Annotated in this window: 17 protein-coding genes; 12 read left to right on the top strand and 5 right to left on the bottom strand. The window is 64.4% G+C overall.

The features are described from left to right. Window positions 1-85 precede the first annotated feature (85 nt). Window positions 86-601 (top strand): MarR family winged helix-turn-helix transcriptional regulator, encoded by a 516-nt coding sequence (locus UP10_RS13045; protein ID WP_044587745.1) that lies wholly within the window; start codon window positions 86-88, stop codon window positions 599-601. A gap of 29 nt (window positions 602-630) precedes the next feature. Here UP10_RS13045 and UP10_RS13040 read toward each other — a convergent pair whose 3' ends face one another. After that, on the bottom strand, window positions 631-1,512 hold the full coding sequence (locus UP10_RS13040; protein WP_044587744.1) for an NAD(P)-dependent oxidoreductase: 882 nt from the start codon (window positions 1,510-1,512) through the stop codon (window positions 631-633). 229 nt (window positions 1,513-1,741) lie between these two features. Between UP10_RS13040 and UP10_RS13035 the strand changes: the two genes are divergently transcribed. From UP10_RS13035 to UP10_RS13010, 6 genes are all read left to right on the top strand, one after another. Then, on the top strand, window positions 1,742-2,788 hold the full coding sequence (locus UP10_RS13035; protein ID WP_044587743.1) for an aldo/keto reductase: 1,047 nt from the start codon (window positions 1,742-1,744) through the stop codon (window positions 2,786-2,788). After that, window positions 2,788-3,639 (top strand): amidohydrolase family protein, encoded by an 852-nt coding sequence (locus tag UP10_RS13030; protein WP_245321726.1) that lies wholly within the window; start codon window positions 2,788-2,790, stop codon window positions 3,637-3,639. The genes UP10_RS13035 and UP10_RS13030 overlap by 1 nt, the downstream gene beginning before the upstream one ends. 118 nt (window positions 3,640-3,757) lie before the next feature. Next, window positions 3,758-6,097, top strand: coding sequence for a Tex family protein (locus tag UP10_RS13025; protein WP_044587741.1), 2,340 nt, complete (start codon window positions 3,758-3,760; stop codon window positions 6,095-6,097). Between the two features lie 419 nt (window positions 6,098-6,516). Then, window positions 6,517-6,978 (top strand): hypothetical protein, encoded by a 462-nt coding sequence (locus tag UP10_RS13020; protein WP_044587740.1) that lies wholly within the window; start codon window positions 6,517-6,519, stop codon window positions 6,976-6,978. Window positions 6,979-7,077: 99 nt separating this feature from the next. After that, the gene (locus UP10_RS13015) at window positions 7,078-7,770 is read left to right on the top strand and encodes a response regulator transcription factor (protein WP_082077096.1); all 693 of its coding nucleotides are present in this window, start codon (window positions 7,078-7,080) and stop codon (window positions 7,768-7,770) included. Further along, window positions 7,757-9,124: a sensor histidine kinase gene (locus UP10_RS13010; protein ID WP_044587739.1), complete on the top strand. Its 1,368-nt coding sequence runs from the start codon at window positions 7,757-7,759 to the stop codon at window positions 9,122-9,124. The genes UP10_RS13015 and UP10_RS13010 overlap by 14 nt, the downstream gene beginning before the upstream one ends. A 1-nt stretch (window position 9,125) precedes the next feature. Here UP10_RS13010 and UP10_RS13005 read toward each other — a convergent pair whose 3' ends face one another. The 3 genes from UP10_RS13005 to UP10_RS12995 all read right to left on the bottom strand — a co-directional run bounded on the left by UP10_RS13005 (window position 9,126) and on the right by UP10_RS12995 (window position 11,891). Beyond that, window positions 9,126-9,785 (bottom strand): hypothetical protein, encoded by a 660-nt coding sequence (locus tag UP10_RS13005; protein ID WP_245321725.1) that lies wholly within the window; start codon window positions 9,783-9,785, stop codon window positions 9,126-9,128. Window positions 9,786-9,894: 109 nt separating this feature from the next. After that, on the bottom strand, window positions 9,895-11,232 hold the full coding sequence (locus UP10_RS13000) for an ATP-binding protein (RefSeq protein WP_044587738.1): 1,338 nt from the start codon (window positions 11,230-11,232) through the stop codon (window positions 9,895-9,897). After that, the gene (locus UP10_RS12995; RefSeq protein ID WP_044587737.1) at window positions 11,229-11,891 is read right to left on the bottom strand and encodes a response regulator transcription factor; all 663 of its coding nucleotides are present in this window, start codon (window positions 11,889-11,891) and stop codon (window positions 11,229-11,231) included. The genes UP10_RS13000 and UP10_RS12995 overlap by 4 nt, the downstream gene beginning before the upstream one ends. A 196-nt stretch (window positions 11,892-12,087) precedes the next feature. On the opposite strand from UP10_RS12995, the gene UP10_RS12990 reads away from it, so the two are divergent. From UP10_RS12990 to UP10_RS12975, 4 genes are all read left to right on the top strand, one after another. Further along, the gene (locus tag UP10_RS12990) at window positions 12,088-12,837 is read left to right on the top strand and encodes a COG4705 family protein (RefSeq protein WP_044587736.1); all 750 of its coding nucleotides are present in this window, start codon (window positions 12,088-12,090) and stop codon (window positions 12,835-12,837) included. Window positions 12,838-12,904: 67 nt separating this feature from the next. After that, the gene (locus tag UP10_RS12985; RefSeq protein WP_245321724.1) at window positions 12,905-13,309 is read left to right on the top strand and encodes a hypothetical protein; all 405 of its coding nucleotides are present in this window, start codon (window positions 12,905-12,907) and stop codon (window positions 13,307-13,309) included. A 41-nt stretch (window positions 13,310-13,350) separates the two neighbouring features. Next, the gene (locus UP10_RS12980; RefSeq protein ID WP_044587734.1) at window positions 13,351-14,145 is read left to right on the top strand and encodes a COG4705 family protein; all 795 of its coding nucleotides are present in this window, start codon (window positions 13,351-13,353) and stop codon (window positions 14,143-14,145) included. A 120-nt stretch (window positions 14,146-14,265) separates the two neighbouring features. Then, entirely contained in the window at window positions 14,266-14,994 is a 729-nt protein-coding gene (locus UP10_RS12975; protein ID WP_044587733.1) for an SDR family oxidoreductase, read from the top strand. A gap of 38 nt (window positions 14,995-15,032) precedes the next feature. On the opposite strand, the gene UP10_RS12970 is transcribed toward UP10_RS12975, so the two are convergent. Continuing rightward, on the bottom strand, window positions 15,033-15,935 hold the full coding sequence (locus tag UP10_RS12970; RefSeq protein WP_044587732.1) for a LysR family transcriptional regulator: 903 nt from the start codon (window positions 15,933-15,935) through the stop codon (window positions 15,033-15,035). A 192-nt stretch (window positions 15,936-16,127) separates the two neighbouring features. Between UP10_RS12970 and UP10_RS12965 the strand changes: the two genes are divergently transcribed. Then, window positions 16,128-16,964 (top strand): SDR family NAD(P)-dependent oxidoreductase, encoded by an 837-nt coding sequence (locus UP10_RS12965; protein ID WP_044587731.1) that lies wholly within the window; start codon window positions 16,128-16,130, stop codon window positions 16,962-16,964. Window positions 16,965-17,624 lie beyond the last annotated feature (660 nt).

The raw sequence follows: 17,624 nt of genomic DNA, 5'->3' as shown, positions 1-17,624 counted from the left end.
TTTGTAAAAAGTAATTCATTGAACGGGTTTATTGCGGTATTTGTGTGGCGCCATTCACTTCGTGGGAGTTCGTGCCGGTGCCGCGATGACCGACAAACACCAAGACCATTTGGATCAGTTGGTGTCGCAATGGCGTGTCGTCCGGCCGGACCTGGAGGATGTCGAAGCCATGGCGGTGGTGGCGCGCTTGCTGCACGTGGCGCGGCTGATCGGGGAACGCCTTGCCGCTCACGCGGCCGAACATCAGCTGAGCGTCGGCGAAGCCGATGTGCTGTTCACGCTGCGACGGGCCGGACCGCCGCATTTGCTCTCCCCCACGCAGATCGCGTCGTCGCTGCTGGTCGCAACCGGCACCATGACGACCCGCCTGGACGTCCTTGAGTCACGCGGCCTGTTGCGGAGGTTGCCCGATCCCGAGGACCGTCGCGGCTTGCGGATCGAGCTCACGGCGAGCGGGCTGCAACTGGTCGATGCGGTTGTCGGCGAGCACCTCGGACGCGAACGAGAGCTGCTCGCCGTTTTGAACCCGCGGGAGCGGCAGCAGCTGGTGCAGGCAACGCGAAAGTTGCTCGCCCATCTCGAGGCGCCGGCAGCCGGATAGATCAGAGACGTCGGCTGGTACTCTTGCGATCAGGCCGGCTTGGCCCAGTTCTGGTACATCGCGAGCAGGGCGACGATGTCCTGGCCGCGAAATCCTTCGGCCAGTGCGAGCGCATAGAGTTCGCGGGTCGTCGACGCCGAGGGTGTCGGCATGTGGGTCACGCGCCCGAGCTCGATCCCGAGCGCCAGATCCTTCTCGCCGAGCTCCATCTTGAATCCCGGCGCGAAGTCACCCTTGAGCGCGTTCGGAAAGCGCTTGGTGAAATGATGGGAACGTCCGCCGCTAACCGACAATACGTCGTACAGTTTGTCCGGCTCGACGCCTGCGGCCACGCCGAGCGCAAATGCTTCGGCGGCGACCAGCACGTTGCCCATCGACATCATGTTGTTGACGATCTTGACGACCTTCGCCGTGCCGACCGGGCCGGTGTATTTCCAGTCGGCGCCGAGCAGCTTGAGCACAGGTTCGGCGCGCGCCACGTCGGTCTGCTCGCCGCCGACGATCAGGACCAGTCTGCCGGCGCGGGCTTCGTTGGGGCTGCCGCTAACCGGGCAATCGACCACGGCAATGCCGCGCGCGGCAGCGGCAGCGCCGACCTGCCGCATCGTCTGGGGGTCGATGGTGCTCAGTTCGATGCACAAAGTGCCCGGGGCCGCGTGTGCCACAATGCCGTCGGCGCCGAGCCAGGCTTCGTTCACCGCCTTTGGATCAGGCAGGCTGGTCAACACCAGCGTCCGCCCGGCGAGGGCCTCCGCGATGCTCGACGTCATCTGAAAGCCGTCCTTGGTCAGGCGGGCACGCTGCTCGACGCTGACATCGAAGCCAGTGACGTCGAGGCCGGACTCCCTGAGGCGTCCCGCCATCCCTGATCCCATCTGCCCCATTCCGATGACCGCGACCTTCTCCGACATGCGCACTTCCCTGAATGATTGTGTTGCCGATTATGTTGAGTTGCCATCTGGCACGATCCCGTCGTGCGCAGCCAGTCCCGGGATGCAGGGGCGGCCGCGGTCACCGCATGAGACCCGCGATATCATTTTTGGCGCGCGGACAGGGGCCCTTGGGCGGCCCTTGGCATCGGAATGGAAAAGGCTTTAGTCTCTCCACAAGCAAGAAGAATTGCGGACGAGGCGCCAGGCGATGAATCAACAGCAATCCTCCGATCGAGCAACTCCGGCCCTGCCACGTCGCAGGCTGGGACGAACCGGGCTCGATGTCTCCGTCCTCGGCTTCGGAACCGCGCCGCTCGGCGACCTGTTCGGGTTGCTGGACGACGCCACCGCGATATCTGCGGCGGAGCGGGCGTTTGCGCTCGGCGTCAACCTGCTGGATTCGTCGCCGCTCTATGGGCATGGCCTCGCCGAGCACCGCTCCGGCACCGCGCTTCGCCGCCTGCCGCGCGACGAGATTGTCGTCTGCACCAAGGTCGGGCGCTGGATGGATCCGTTCCACGAACGCGGCTCCGGCTCGAATTTCGTCGGCGGGGCACCGCACCGCGCGGTGGTCGATTATTCCTATGACGGCACGATGCGTTCGGTGGAGCAGTCGCTGCTGCGGCTGGGCACCGACCGGATCGAGCTCTTGCTGATCCACGACGTCGACATCTGGACCCATGGCGCAGATGCGATCGAGGCGCGGTTTCGCGAGGCGATGGACGGAGCTTATGTCGCGCTCGACAAACTCCGCTCCGAGCGCGTCGTCAAGGGTATCGGGATCGGTGTCAACGAGGCCGAGATGTGCGTGCGCTTCGCCAAGGCCGGAACGTTCGACACCATGCTGCTCGCCGGGCGCTATTCGCTGCTGGAGCAGCCAGCGCTGGCCGAGTTCCTGCCGCTCGCGCAACAACAGAACATCGGGATGATGCTGGGCGGCGTGTTCAATTCCGGCATCCTGGCGACCGGCGCCGTCGCTGGCGCCAAATACAATTACAAGGATGCGCCGCCTGACATCATGCAGAAGGTGGCGCAGATCGAGCGCGTCTGCCGTGCGCATGACGTGGCGTTACCGACCGCCGCGCTGCATTTCGCGCTGGGCCATCCGGCGGTCGGAAGCCTCGTGCTGGGTGCGCAGACGCCGCAGGAGGTCGAACGCAACGTCACTGCGCTGTCGTCGCCGGTGCCGTCAGCGCTCTGGCGCGACCTCAAGGCTGAGCGGCTGCTCGACGCGGATGCGCCGGTGCCGGCGTGATGCGGATCGATTCGCATCATCACGTCTGGACGGTGGCGCGCGGCGACTATGGTTGGCTGACGCCGGATCTCGTGCCGCTCTACCGCGACTTCGGCCTCGCCGACCTGATGCCGCATCTCGCTGCCGCCGGAATCGAGGGGACGATCCTGGTGCAGGCGGCGGCGACCGAAGCGGAGACGGCGTTCATGCTCGATATCGCCGAGCGTGCCGAGATCGTCTGCGGTGTGGTCGGCTGGATCGATTTCGATGCCGCCGATGCCGTGGCGCGGATCGACGCGATCGCGGCGCGCGAGCTTGTCGTGGGCCTCCGGCCGATGGTGCAGGATATCGCCGATGACGACTGGCTGCTGCGCCCGGCGCTAGCCGAGCAGTGTGATGCCATGGCGCAGCATCGCCTGGTGTTCGACGCGCTGACGCTGCCGCGACATTTGCCGAGGCTTGTCCAGGTGGTCGACCGCAATCCCGGCCTGCAATTCGTGCTCGACCATTTCAGCAAGCCGCATCTCGCGACCGGCGAGATCGCGGAATGGAAAAAGGATATCGCCAGCCTCGCCGCGCGGCCCAACATCGTCTGCAAACTGTCGGGCCTGGTGACAGAGGCCGCGCCCGACTGGCAGGTCGGCGACTTGCGAGACGCGGTTGATCATGTGATTGCGCAGTTCGGGCCGCAGCGCATGCTGTGGGGCAGCGACTGGCCGGTGGTCAATCTCGCCGGCGGCTATGCCAAATGGTTCGCGGCCAGCGAGACCTTGCTGGCGGGCCTCGGAAAGGACGAAAAGGAAGCAATTTACGGCGGCAACGCGGCGCGCATCTATTTGTCAAGTCGCGGAAGGCATCCGTCCTGCAGATAGCGCCTGCGGGACGCCAAATTTGATCCACAGCGCGCCTTGATGAATCATTCCGGGATGGTCCATAAGCGACCTCCGCACAGCCGAAGGTCCGGCGGCGCGACTGTTGAAAGAGACGAGCGTGGCAAAGATCCATCAGAAGATTGCGCAGGAGCTGGGGGTTCGCGACGAGCAGGTCGAGGCGACGGTGACGCTGCTCGACGGCGGCGCGACCGTCCCGTTCATCGCGCGATACCGCAAGGAATTGACCGGCGCGCTCGATGACGCGCAACTGCGTACGCTGGAAGAGCGGCTGACTTATTTGCGTGAGCTCGAGTTACGCCGCACCGCCATCCTCGATTCGATCCGCGAGCAGGGCAAGCTCGACGCCGTGCTCGAAGCCCAGATCATGGCCGCCGACAGCAAGGGCCGCCTCGAAGACATCTATCTGCCGTACAAGCCGAAGCGCCGCACCAAGGCGGAAATCGCCAAGGAGGCTGGCCTCGAGCCGCTGGCAGAGATGCTGCTGACCCAGCCCGCGAACGATCCGAAGCTGGTCGCCGCCCCCTTCGTCAATGCCGAGAAAGAAGTCGCCGATGTAGCCGCCGCGCTCGATGGCGCGCGCGCGATCCTGGTCGAGCGCTTCGCCGAGGACGCCGATTTGATCGGCGCGCTGCGCGAGGAGATGTGGTCGAACGGCGTGATCATTTCCACGGTGCGCAAGGGCAAGAAGACCGAGGGCGAGAAGTTCAAGGACTATTTCGATTTCAGCCAGGGGCTGCCGAAACTTCCCTCACACCGCATCCTGGCGCTGTTCCGTGGCGAGAAGGAAGAGATTCTAGACCTCACGATCAAGCCGGAGGCGCAGGAGCCGGTGGCCGGTGTGCCGGGCGCCTATGAACTGCGGATCATGAACCGCTTTGCGGTCTCCGACCAGGGACGCAAGGGCGACAAGTGGCTGATGGAGACGGTGCGCTGGGCCTGGCGCACCAAAATCCAGATCCATCTCAACATCGACCTGCGGATGCGGCTGTGGACCGCGGCCGAGACCGAAGCGGTGCGCGTGTTCGCCTCGAACCTGCGCGACCTGCTGCTGGCGGCACCGGCCGGCGCGCGCGCCACCATGGGGCTCGATCCCGGCTTCCGTACCGGCGTCAAGGTCGCCGTGGTCGACGCGACCGGCAAGGTGCTGGCGCACACAGCGGTGTTTCCGCACGAGCCGCAACGGCGCTGGGACGAAGCGCTGGCGATGCTCGGCAAGCTCGCGGTCGAGCATCGGGTCGAGCTGATCGCGATCGGCAATGGCACCGCCTCGCGCGAGACCGACAAGCTCGCGACCGAACTGGTGCAGCGGCTGCCCCATTTGAAGATGACCAAGATCGTGGTCTCCGAGGCCGGCGCGTCGGTCTATTCGGCCTCGGCGTTTGCGTCGGAGGAGTTGCCGGAACTCGACGTCACCATCCGCGGTGCGGTGTCGATCGCGCGCCGCCTGCAGGATCCTCTGGCCGAGCTGGTGAAGATCGATCCCAAGGCGATCGGCGTCGGCCAGTACCAGCACGACCTTGGCGAGGCCAAGCTGGCGCGTTCGCTCGATACCGTGGTCGAGGACTGCGTCAACGCGGTCGGCGTCGATGCCAACACCGCCTCGGTGCCGCTGCTGGCGCGGGTGTCGGGCATCGGGCAGGGGCTCGCGCAAAGCATCGTGCAGCATCGCGACACAAATGGGCCGTTCAAGTCGCGCAAGGCGCTGAAGGAGGTGCCGCGGTTAGGTCCCAAGGCATTCGAGCAATGCGCCGGCTTCCTGCGCATCACCAATGGCGAGGACCCGCTCGATACCTCAGGCGTGCATCCGGAAGCCTATCCGGTGGTGCGCCGCATCCTCGAGGCGACCAAGAGCGACATCAAGGCGCTGATCGGCAATTCCGATGTGGTGCGCCAGCTCAAGCCGCAAAGCTTCGTCGACGAAACCTTTGGTCTGCCGACCGTCACCGACATCCTGCGCGAGTTGGAAAAGCCAGGTCGCGACCCGCGCCCGGCGTTCAGGGCCGCGGTGTTCAAGGAGGGCGTCGAGGAGGTCAAGGATCTGAAGAAGGGCATGATCCTCGAGGGCACCGTGACCAACGTCGCCGCGTTCGGCGCCTTCGTCGACATCGGCGTGCACCAGGATGGTCTCGTGCACATCTCCGCGATGTCGAAGACCTTCATCAAGGACCCGCGCGAGGTGGTGAAGCCGGGCGACATCGTCAAGGTGAAGGTGCTCGACGTCGAGGTCGCGCGCAAACGCATCGCGCTGACGCTGCGCCTCGACGACGAGGTCGGAGCGAAGAAGGACGCGGCGCCACCGTCGCGCGACAATTCGCGCGGTTCGGCCAAGATGTCGTCATCCGCTCCGCGTAAACCGACTGAGCAGTCCAGCGGCGGCGCACTCGCCGAAGCGCTCCGCCGCGCCGCCGAGAAGAACGGCCGCGGCAAGCCGACGTAGGCAGGCGTCGTAGATATCGTAGGGTGGGCAAAGGCGCAGAGCGCCGTGCCCACCATCACGCGCCTGCTCGCGATGGCGGGCACACTTCGCTTTGCCCACCCTACGGACTCTCCTCACGTCATTGCGAGCCACCGGGTCGCGCGAATGCGCGCCCGATGACAGGCTCCGCGAACCAATCATGCTTCCGCATATGCGGAACGATGGATTGCTTCGTCGCTTCGCTCCTCGCAATGACGCCGCAGCATCAATGTCGCGTGATGCCGATCCGGGAAAACGTATCAGGATCAACGATCCTTCACCCAATCTAAATCCGGTGTCAGAATCTGGCGCATTTGTCAGTTGAACGCAGCCTCTGCCTTGCGTCTGCTGATCCGCGTCTGCTGCGGCAAAGCCGCGGTTCAGTGACGGAGGATCAATCGATGACAAACAAATTCTTCACCTGTCTCTTGGCGGCGATGATCGGCGCCGGCGTCGCGCTTTCACCGGCGGCCTTCGCCAGAGGCGGCGGTGGTGGCGGGCATGGTGGCGGCGGCGGTGGACATGGCGGCGGCTTTGGCGGCGGCATGCATGCTGGTGGCTTTGGTGGCGGGATGCGTGGCGGCGGCGGGATGGCCTTTGCCGCCGTCGGTGGCGGCGGACATTTCGGTGCCGCGCATGTCGGTGGTCCGCGTTTCGCGGGCGCACCGGCCTTCGGACAGCGCTTTGCCGGCGCCGGATTCCACGGCCCGCATGGCTTGCACCATCACGGCTTCTTCCGCCACCACCGCTTCTTTGCCTCCGGCGGCGCGTACTACGACGGCTATTACGACGGTTGCTGGCGCCGGACAGCGACGCCCTACGGATGGCAGTGGATCAACGCGTGCGGGGATGGTTGGTATTAACGCCGCACCGTTGTCGCGGTCGCCGCCAGGCGTTTCCATCCAGCCCCGGAATGGGATAGTCTGGTGGCGGCCGTCGGGGTGTTCGGAGAGTTCAAGATGATAACCGGAGCCCACCGCCGCATTCTGGTCGTCGAGGATGATCCGGAAACTGCCGGCCAACTCGTCGAACAGCTCACCACCAGCGGCTATGACGTCGATCTGGCATCAAACGGCCGCGAGGCGCTGAGCCACGGCGCGGCGCGCGATTATGCCGTGATCACGATCGATCGCATGCTGCCTGATATCGACGGCATCGCCGTGATGCGCCAGATGCGCGACGACGGCATCGCGGTGCCGTTCCTGATCATCAGCGCACTCGGCGAGGTCGATGATCGGGTGCGGGGCTTGCGCGCCGGCGGTGACGACTATCTGGTCAAGCCATTCTCCTTCGTCGAGTTGCTGGCGCGCCTGGAGGCGCTGGGCCGGCGCAGCGAGACCGTCGCCAAGGAGACCATTTTGCGGGTCGGCGATCTCGCGGTCGATCTGATCGCGCGGACGGCGAGCCGCGGCAGCCGGAAGATTCCGCTGCTGCCGAAGGAGTTCCAGCTGCTCGAATATCTCGCGCGCAACGAAGGCCGCGTGGTGTCGCGCGCGATGTTGCTGCAGCACGTCTGGGATCTGCATTTCGATCCCTCGACGAACATCATCGATGTCTATGTCGGCCGCGTGCGCCGCAAGGTCGACGACCAGCAAGCATATCCGCTGATCCATACCATCCGCGGCATCGGGTACTGCCTCCGTGCTCCTGGCTAAGACCCTCAGATCATCGACGTTCCGCCTGGCGCTGATCGCCATCGGCACCTTCGGCCTGATCGCCTCGGCGATCTTCGCCTATGTCTACTGGTCGACGGCCTCCTATGTGCGCAGCCGTGCCGATCGCACGATCATGGCCGAGCAGGCGGGCCTGCGTGACGTTTACACGCGGTCCGGACGCGACGCACTGATCGCGCTGATCGGGCAGCGCGTCGCGGACAAGGGCTTTGCCGATCATGTTTACCTGCTGGTCGGGTCCGGACCTGTGGCGCTCGCCGGAAATCTCACACGGTGGCCGGACGGCGCCGCGGAGCAGGGATGGAGCGAGTTCCGCTCGCCGGTGCCGTCATCAGTCCCGGCCAACCCGCTGGTGCGTGGTGTGACCGAGACGTTGGCGCGCGGCGACCGGTTGCTGGTCGGCAGCGACATCAGCGATCTCGATGGCTTCACCGCGCGGATCAGGGCGGCGGCGATCGCGGTTATCGTGCTGATCTTCATGCTCGCGGCCGGCGCGAGCATCGGGGTGACGCGGCGTACGGTCGGCCGGATCGAATCCATCAATGCGACCAGCCGCGCCATCATGCTGTCCGGCCTCGACCAGCGCATCCCGCTCCGCGGCAGTCGTGACGAATGGGATCGTGTCGCCGAGAATCTCAATTTGATGCTGGACCGCATTCAGACCCTGATGGGGGATGTGAAACAGGTCGGCGACAACATCGCGCACGACCTGCGCACGCCGCTGACCCGCATGCGCGGGCGGCTGGAGAAGGCCTATCACGGTCCGCGCAACGGCGATAACGACGCGGCGCTGATCGGCGATACCATTGCCGATCTCGATACGGTGCTCGGCATGTTCGCATCGATCACGCGGATTTCCGCCATCGAGACCCACGCCCGCAAGGACGCGTTTCACACCGTCAACCTCGTCGAGATTGCAAGCGAGGTGGTCGAGCTCTACGACGCCGCGGCCGAGCAGGATGCGACCCGCCTCGGTCTCGCCGGCGATCCCGAGGTGCTGATGACCGGCGATCGCGATCTGCTGTTCGACGCGATCGGCAATCTCGTCGACAATGCCATCAAGCACGGCCGCGCCGGGGGACGCGTGACCGTGACCTGCGACAACGGCGAGGGTGGCGCGGTGATCGCGGTTGCCGATGACGGTCCCGGCATTGCCGCCGACCAGCACGACCACGTCTTCAAGCGCTTCTATCGGCTTGAGCGAAGCCGCTACACGCCGGGAAATGGCCTCGGCCTCAGCCTCGTTGCCGCGGTTGCGAGCCTGCATGGCGCGCGGATCGAGCTGCACGACAACGCGCCAGGACTGCTGGTCAGACTCTGCTTTCCCGGACATTGATTCAAAAGGTGAACAGAATGGACGTGTACCAGGAGTAGCGATCAGTCTCATTCGTATTCTCGACGCCCCGCCTGACGTAACCCAGCAGATGATAGTTGTCGTCCAGATCGTACCGCCAGCCGACGCCGAAGCTGGTCGTCGCCGGTGTGCCGTGTGCATCGGCAGTCTGATGAAAAAGTTCGGCGCCAAGCAGAAGCTTGGGCAGGACCTGATAGGTGACGACCGCACCCAGTTCGCAAAAATCCGCGGCGCGGATGTCGCTGAAGACGCATCCGCCGCCGCCGAACGCAGACCATCCGCCGCCCCAGTCCTTCTGAACCCACACCGGCAGCAATACGGACGCATGGTTGTCGCCGATTGCGGTCGAGCCGCTGGGCAGGAAGACGCGCGGGAAGATGCTGACGTCGAGGCCGAACGCATCCTGATGCAGAAAGCGGTATTTGGCCGCGAGTTCGACATTGCTCATGCCGATATTGGTGCCGCCGCCGGCGATGTGCTCAAAGCCCGCGGGCAGGGTGGCCGTGAGTTGCAGGTCGGGCGCTGCACCATAATTGAAATCGATGCCGCTCTCACCGGCCGTGCCGCTGTGCGTCGTTGTTCCGGTGTTGAAAGTGTAGATCTCGAAATGACCGGTGTCGGTCGGTTCGGGATCGTCGGACACGTAGGGCGGCCCGGCGGCGGCCGGCTGCGAAAGCACCAGGCCAAGGCTCGTCAGCAAGCCGATCCAGTTCGCGCGGCCACGCGACGTCAGCCGCCGAAGCCGCTTGCACTTACGCGGCACCAGAAACCTCGTTTGGCCGATCGGCCGCAAGCGGCAGACGAACCGTCACGCGCAGCCCGGAGCGATCAGGTTCGGTAATGTTTTCCAGCGCGATCTCGCCTGCGAGCCCCTCCACGACGCGCTTCACGATCGACAGGCCGAGACCGCTTCCGTCTCCCTCCGGGCTGGAGCCACGAAAGAACGGCTCGAAGATCCGCTCCAGGTCCGGGGATGCGATGCCGGGGCCGGTGTCCTCGATCTGCAGGATCGCCGCCTCATCCTGCCTGTAGATACCGATGTCGATGCGTCCCGCGCGCGGCGTCAGGCGCAGCGCGTTGTCGAGCAGATTGCGCACCATCGTCGCGAGCATCACTGGTTCGCCCCGTACCATGAGGGGCTCGACAAGCTGGAAACCGAGATCGATCCCACGATCAAGCGCCTGCGGCAGCAGGTCGGCGACGACTTGCTTGACGGCACTGTCGAGCGCGATCAACGGCATCTCGCCTCGCTCGGCCGGCGCCGCCTCATACCGTGCCAGCGCAAGCAATTGCTCAAGCAGATGCTTGGTGCGCTGCATGCCCTGCTTGAGCGCGGCAACGCGGCCGCGTGCTTCCTCGGGAAGATCGACCGATCCGAGGTTCTCCGCCTGCAGGCTGAGTGCGGTGATCGGCGTCCGCAATTCATGGGCGGCATCGGCGACGAACCGCCGCTGCTGATCCACCAGCAGGCCTACTCGCACCAATAGTCCGTTGATGGAGTGGATGAAGGGGTGCAGCTCGCTCGGTGTGCCGGCCTGCGGCAGCGGAGTGAGGTCGTCGGCGCGCCTTGCGTCGAGATTGCCGGCCAGCCGGACCATCGGCCGCAGGGAGTGCGCGACCACGATCGCCGTGACCAGCATCAGGCAGGGAATCAGCGCGGAAATCGGCAGCAGCGTGCGGAACGCCATCTCGCGTGCCGTATCATCGCGAACCGCGGTCGGCTGCGCGACGGCGAACCGGCTGCCGTCCGGTCGCGTCCGCAACAGCAGACGGATCGGCTGCCCCTTTCGCATGACGACCTGCAGGCCGTCCTTCAGGCCGAACAGTTGACGGTCGTCGGCCGGGCCACGCGGTGTCGCTCCGAGCTCGATCAGCCAGACGTCAGTGTCCTCTTCAACGCCCAACAGAGGCTGGCCGGAGGAAAAGCTGCCATTCTGGGCCAGGCTCGCCAGCTGGATCAGGACCGAGTCCTGTAGCTCCGCGGCCTCGCGGAACGCCCAGCGGTAGACCAACAGGCCGCCGGTGGCGCCGGTCAGGATGATGATTGCGGTCAGCCCGAGGAACAAGCGGCCGCGCAGTGACCTGATCATGACGTGCGATCCACCATCCAGCCGACCCCGCGTACGTTGCGGATCGCGGTCGCTCCGAGCTTCTTGCGGATGGTGTGGATCAGGAACTCGATCGCGTTGCTCTCGACCTCCTCGTTCCAACCATAGATCTGCCGCTCGAGCTCGCTGCGCGCCAGGATCGTTCCGGGCCGCGCCAACAGCGCCTGCAGCAGCGCGAACTCGCGCGCGGTGAGAAGCGCGCTCTCGCCTGCAAAAGACGCCTCGCGCGTCGCCGGGTCGAGACTGAGCTTTCCATTGTGCAGAAGCGGGGCGGCGCCGCTGCCATCGCGCCTGAGCACGGCGCGCATTCGCGCCAGCAATTCGCGGATCTCGAAGGGCTTGACCAGATAGTCATCGGCACCGAGATCGAGCCCCTCGATCCGGTCGTCGATGCTGTCGCGCGCGGTCACGATGATGACGGGCAGCCTGCGGTCAAGCGCACGCAGCCGCCGCAGCACCTCACGGCCGTCGGCCTTCGGCAGCCCGAGATCGAGCAGCGCAAGCTCATACGCTTCGCTTTCCGCCGTATCGATGGCGGTCTTGCCGTCGGTCACCCAGTCGACCGCGTAGGCTGCGTCCTTCAGCGCCTGTTGCACGGCCGCGCCGATCATCCTGTCATCTTCGATCAGCAGAACGCGCATCCCTGGATCCTCATCCGCGGCCGGAACCGGGCCGCCCAACCCTTATGCGCCAGACTTAGCGCAGACTTAGGGCGACGTCGCGGACCAGTCTAAGTCGCGCCTAAGTCGGCTATGGCCATGATCTCGGCGTCGCTTGGGAACATCTGACTGTCAGGAGAACGCCGTGTCCACGACGTCACCCGTCCGCTCATCGCCGATGCTGAACAAGGTTCCGGAGGTCACCCTGATCTTCTGGGCCATCAAGGTGCTCTCAACGACGGTCGGCGAGACCGGTGCCGATTATCTCGCGGTCCATGTCGGTCTCGGGGCAAACCTGACGACGGCGTGCATGGCGTCCCTGCTGCTTGCCGCACTGGCCTTGCAGCTGCGCACCCGGGGCTACACTCCCTGGATTTACTGGCTGACGGTGGTCCTGGTCAGCACCGTCGGCACCCAAATCACCGATCTCCTGACCGATAGGCTGGAGATCAGCCTTTACGTCAGCACGGCCGTGTTTGCCTGCACATTGGCCGCAACGTTCACGATCTGGTTCGCGGTCGAGCGCACGCTGTCGATCCGCACCATCGTAACCACGCGGCGTGAGCTGTTCTACTGGGCCGCCGTCCTTGTGACCTTTGCGCTTGGTACGGCCGCGGGAGACCTGGCAACCGAAGCGCTCGGCCTCGGCTTTGCGCTCGGCCTCGTCGTGTTCGGCGTCCTGATCGCCTTTGTCGCGGTCTTCCATACGCTTGGCGCCAATCCGGTCCTCACCTTCTGGCTGGCCTATATTCTCACCCGGCCGCTTGGCGCGTCGCTCGGCGATCTGTTGTCGCAATCGCAAAATTACGGCGGGGTCGGCCTCGGCACCATCAATACCAGCCTTGCCTTCCTGACCATGATCATCGCGCTCGTCGCGTGGGTGACCTTCGAGGGCGATCGCAGCGAAGGCGCTGATCCTGCGCAGTGATGTCTGCTTCCAACCGTTTTTGACCAGATACCCGGCGATGCCGCGGGCCGCTATGAGGAGAGTGAACATGAAACGACTGATCCTGGCGTCCACCATCGGCGTGCTGAGCCTCATGTCGGGCGAACCGCACCGGCAAGCGGACGGCCGCGTCTCGGTCATGCCGTCAGCCGAAGCCGCAATGTCCTCGAAGCTCGGCGACCTCTCGCCGTTCCGCGCCATCGTGGTCGACGTCGCCGGGTTGATCGACAAGGGCGATCTGGCCGGCGCCAAAACCAGGATCAAGGATCTCGAGGTGCAGTGGGACGACGCCGAAGCCGGCCTGAAGCCGCGCGCGGCCGCCGACTGGCACACGGTCGACAAGGCGATCGACCGTGCGCTCGAAGCGCTGCGTGCGGCAACGCCGGACGCCGTCACATGCAAGCAGGCTGTCAGCGCGCTTTTGTCGGTGATGGAGCCCGCCGGAAAGTCCTGACGCAATCTCGCCCGTTCCCCGCAACAACATGATGCGATGCCATGACCGCTTTCAAATCCCACGATCTGCGTGACACTTTGACCAAGGTGCCCGAAGTCACCCTCGTCTTCTGGATCATCAAGATCGCCGCCACCACGCTCGGAGAAACCGGCGGGGACACCGTGACGATGACCTTGGATTGGGGCTACCTGACCGGAACGGCGATTTTCCTTGCCGCACTCATCGTCCTGGTTGTGGCGCAGATTCTTGCGAGGCGCTTCCACCCGTTGCTGTATTGGCTGACGGTCGTTGCCTCGACGACGTTTGGCACGACGATGGCGGATTTTGCCGACCGTTCCTTGGGGATCGGCTATACCGGAGGTTCGTCGCTGCTGCTTGCGCTGCTGCTGGTGACGCTGGTTCTCTGGTATCTTGTCGAGGGGTCGATTGCGGTGGAGACCGTGACCCGGCCGAGGGTCGAGGCCTTCTATTGGGCCGCCATCACCTTCTCCCAGACCCTGGGAACAGCGCTGGGAGATTGGGCGGCGGACACGACGGGCCTTGGCTACGAAGGCGGCGCGCTGGTGTTTGCGGCCGGACTGGCCATCCTCGCCGCGGCCTATGTCTGGACCAACATCTCGCGGGTGACCTTGTTCTGGGCCGCTTTCATCCTAACCCGACCGCTTGGCGCGACCGTCGGTGATTTCCTCGACAAGCCGGTCGACCATGGCGGGCTGGCGCTCAGCCGCCCGATTGCCTCGGCTGTCATCGCGGCCTTCATCCTCGGCTGCATCCTGCTGCTGCCGCAGCGTGCAGGACGGCATCCCGGCGAAACCCAGCCAACCGCCACAAGCTAGAAAGCTGCTCAGCCAACTGGGTCATCAGGCCCAAAAGCGGGCCGGCCTTTGCCCCGACAACGCCGCTTGCGATTGCTATAGTGCGGCGCATGTTGTTGTGATCCAGCAAGGTAGAGACCGATGGCGAGAGAATTGGAAGGCAAGGTTGCCGCAGTGACCGGGGCTGCGTCGGGCATCGGATTGGCGAGCGCCGAGGCGATGTTGGCGGCAGGCGCGCGCGTCGTGATGGTCGACCGCGACGAGAGAGCCTTGAAGGCGCTCTGCAGCAAACACGGCGACGCTGTGATCCCGCTGGTGATCGACCTGCTCGACCCCAAGGACTGCGCGACGCTGTTGCCGAGGGTGCTGGAGACGGCCGGCCAGCTCGACATCCTGCATGCCAATGCAGGGACCTATGTCGGCGGCGACCTCATCGATGCCGATACCGGGGCAATCGACCGGATGCTGAACCTCAATGTCAACGTCGTGATGAAAAATGTGCACGACGTGCTGCCTCACATGATCGCGCGCCGGACCGGCGATATCATCGTCACGAGTTCGCTGGCGGCGCATTTTCCGACGCCATGGGAGCCGGTTTATGCGTCGTCCAAATGGGCGATCAACTGCTTCGTCCAGACGGTGCGACGCCAGGTCTTCAAGCACGGCATTCGCGTCGGCTCGATCTCGCCGGGACCGGTCATCAGTGCGCTGCTCGCGGACTGGCCGCCCGAGAAGCTGCAGGAGGCCAGGGAGCAGGGAAGTCTGCTGGAGGCCAGCGAAGTGGCCGAGGTGGTGATGTTCATGCTGACCCGGGCCCGCGGTATGACCATTCGCGACGTCGTCATGCTGCCCACGAATTTCGATCTTTAAAGAGACGCCGCTAACCAAGGAGGCCAGAGGCACTCGCGCTACGGAGCTTGCGGCTTGTAACGAAGCGCAGCGATGAACGCAGCCAGTGCGGGCGGCGTTTGCCGCCGACTGGGGTGATAGAGATAGTAGCCCGGAAAGGTCGGACACCACCTCTCCAGAATTCGCTTAAGCCGCCCGGCCTTGATATCGGCTAACACCTCGTCCTCGTAGACATACGCGATGCCTTGGCCCGCCAGGGCGGCTTCCCGGATCAGGTCGGCGTTGTTGATCATGAGCGGGCCTTCGACGCGAACCTGGAACGGCCGCCCCTTGTCCTCAAAGTCCCAGGCGTAAAGTCCGCCCGATCTGATGTGCCGGTAGTTGATGCAGCGATGGCCCGAGAGTTCGCGGGGCGTTCGGGGCACCGGATGATGCGCGAAATACGACGGCGCGCCGACGACGGCCATTCGGATATCCGGTCCGATGCGGACCGCGATCATATCCTTTTCGACGATGTCGCCGAAGCGGATACCGGCGTCGATGCGTTCGGCGACGATGTCGGTCAGATTGTCGTCGACGATCATATCCACCCGGATGTCGGGATGCGACGCCAAGAAGCGCGGCAAGACAGGCATCACGACCGTCGAGACCGCATGCTTGGTCGCAGTGAGGCGGACAACACCGGACGGTCTCCCGCGCAGAGCGCCGACCGCATCCACCCCGGAGGAGATGTCCTCCAGTGCAGGGCGTAACGAACGAAGTAACGTCTCGCCGGCTTCGGTGGTCGACACCGAGCGCGTGGTCCGCGACAGCAACCGCACGCCGAGCCGTTCCTCCAGAGATTTCATGGCGTGGCTCAAAGCAGATTGGGACATGCCGAGTTCGGCAGCCGCGCGGGTAAAGCTGCTTTGCTCCGCGACGACGGCAAAAGCTGCGAGGTCGTACAGATCGTCTCGTTTCATTTATGCACCGTGCACATAAGCCCAAGCGAATTATAGCGGCTAATCGAAAGCAGCCGCCAGCCCTATCTGTTTCGCAGAGGCCGAAATGGACCGATCGATGATGGGCTGTGGCCGTATGAATAAATTGCAGATGCAGCAGGTTGACCGAACGATCTAACGGCTGCCCTTCAACACCGAGAGCTGGAGTTAAACATGAGCAAGGTCTGGTTCATCACAGGCGCAGGCAGCGGCATCGGCGCTGCGACTGCCAGGGCGGCACTGAAAGCAGGCAATCGGGTGGTCGCGACTGGCCGCAGTCTCGACAAGGTCCGCAATGCCCTGCGCGATGTCGCAGGCGAGAACCTTGCGTTCGCCCAGTTGGACGTCACCAATGAGGCGCAGGCGAAAGCGGCAATTGAGGCGGCGATCGCTGCGTTCGGGCGCATCGACGTTCTTGTCAACAATGCCGGCTACAGCCTGCTCGGCAATTTCGAGGAGTTGAGCTCCGCCGAAATCGAGCAGCTCATCTCGACCAATTTCTACGGGGTGATGCACATGATGCGCGCGGTGCTTCCGGTGATGCGGAAGCAGCGGTCGGGCCGGATCATCAACATCAGCTCCCTTGCGGGTATCGTCGGGTTCAAGCATTGCGGGGCCTATAGCGCCACAAAATTTGCCGTCGAAGGCCTGTCGGCGTCGGTGGCCCACGAGGTGGAGCCGTTCGGGATCAAGATCGTGACGGTCGAACCCGGCTTCTTCCGGACGGACCTTCTCGATGCTCACAACGCCAAATATGCCGGCAGCACGATCGAGGATTATGCCGCGGAAGGCACCGCGGAAAACATGTGGTCGGGCTATCACGGCGCCCAGCAGGGTGATCCCGCCAAGCTCGGCGACGTCTTGGTCAAGATCGCTGGGATGGACAATCCGCCGAAGCAGTTCGTGGCCGGCAGCGACGCGCTTGCAGTGGTCAAGCCGGCCCTCGAGATACGCCTTGAGGAACTGCTGACATACGAGGCTCTGTCCAAGTCGACAGACGGCTCTTTCTGAAGTCAGAGTCAAAGTAGGCGGTGGCGTTTTGAGTTCAAACATCAAGGGCGATGCGGACGCGGCCCCTGCGACAAATCAACCCGACGGGCAACTCAGCCAAAACCTATCAAGCCCTCGCGCAAAAAAGCTTCTGATTTCCAGAAGCAAAACTCAATGATATAGATTTGCCTGTCCCACCCGATCGAGGGGCGAGCGCACGTCACGAACGCGCGGTGGGATGCGGTGGACGCCGATTGCGCAACAGACGGGTGCGCATGAGGCGGACGGCGAAGTCGTGCAGGCCTGACGCCCTAGTGGCAGGTGTCCTATCAGCAAGAGGCTACGCCCCTTGCTGATGGCGGTGACAAGCAAGTCTGGTCTCGCCGGGGAGCACGTATAAGCCGTAACCCATCGCGCAGGGAAAGCCGGAGTTCCCGGTTACACCTGTGGTCCTACCCCGGTGCTTTCTGTTGCACCGGGCCCATGGGTGCAATCGGCACCCGGCTTTCCCTGCGCCCTGTTCAAGAGAGGGCGAAGCGAGAAGCAAAACTCGGGCGAAACATGCCGCGAGAATGCGAGCGCATGATTCACAGACCGTGCAACATACTCGCCGTCGTCCCGGCGCAGCAGGCTGTGCGAGAAGTCGCGCTGCTTGCGACGGGATGGCTGCATCGGCCAGCA

Origin of the sequence: Bradyrhizobium sp. LTSPM299 (genome assembly GCF_000938235.1) — a bacterium.
Classification (GTDB): domain Bacteria; phylum Pseudomonadota; class Alphaproteobacteria; order Rhizobiales; family Xanthobacteraceae; genus Bradyrhizobium.
Note: the sequence above shows the minus strand (reverse complement) of the source record. Positions and strands in the feature narration are given on the sequence as shown.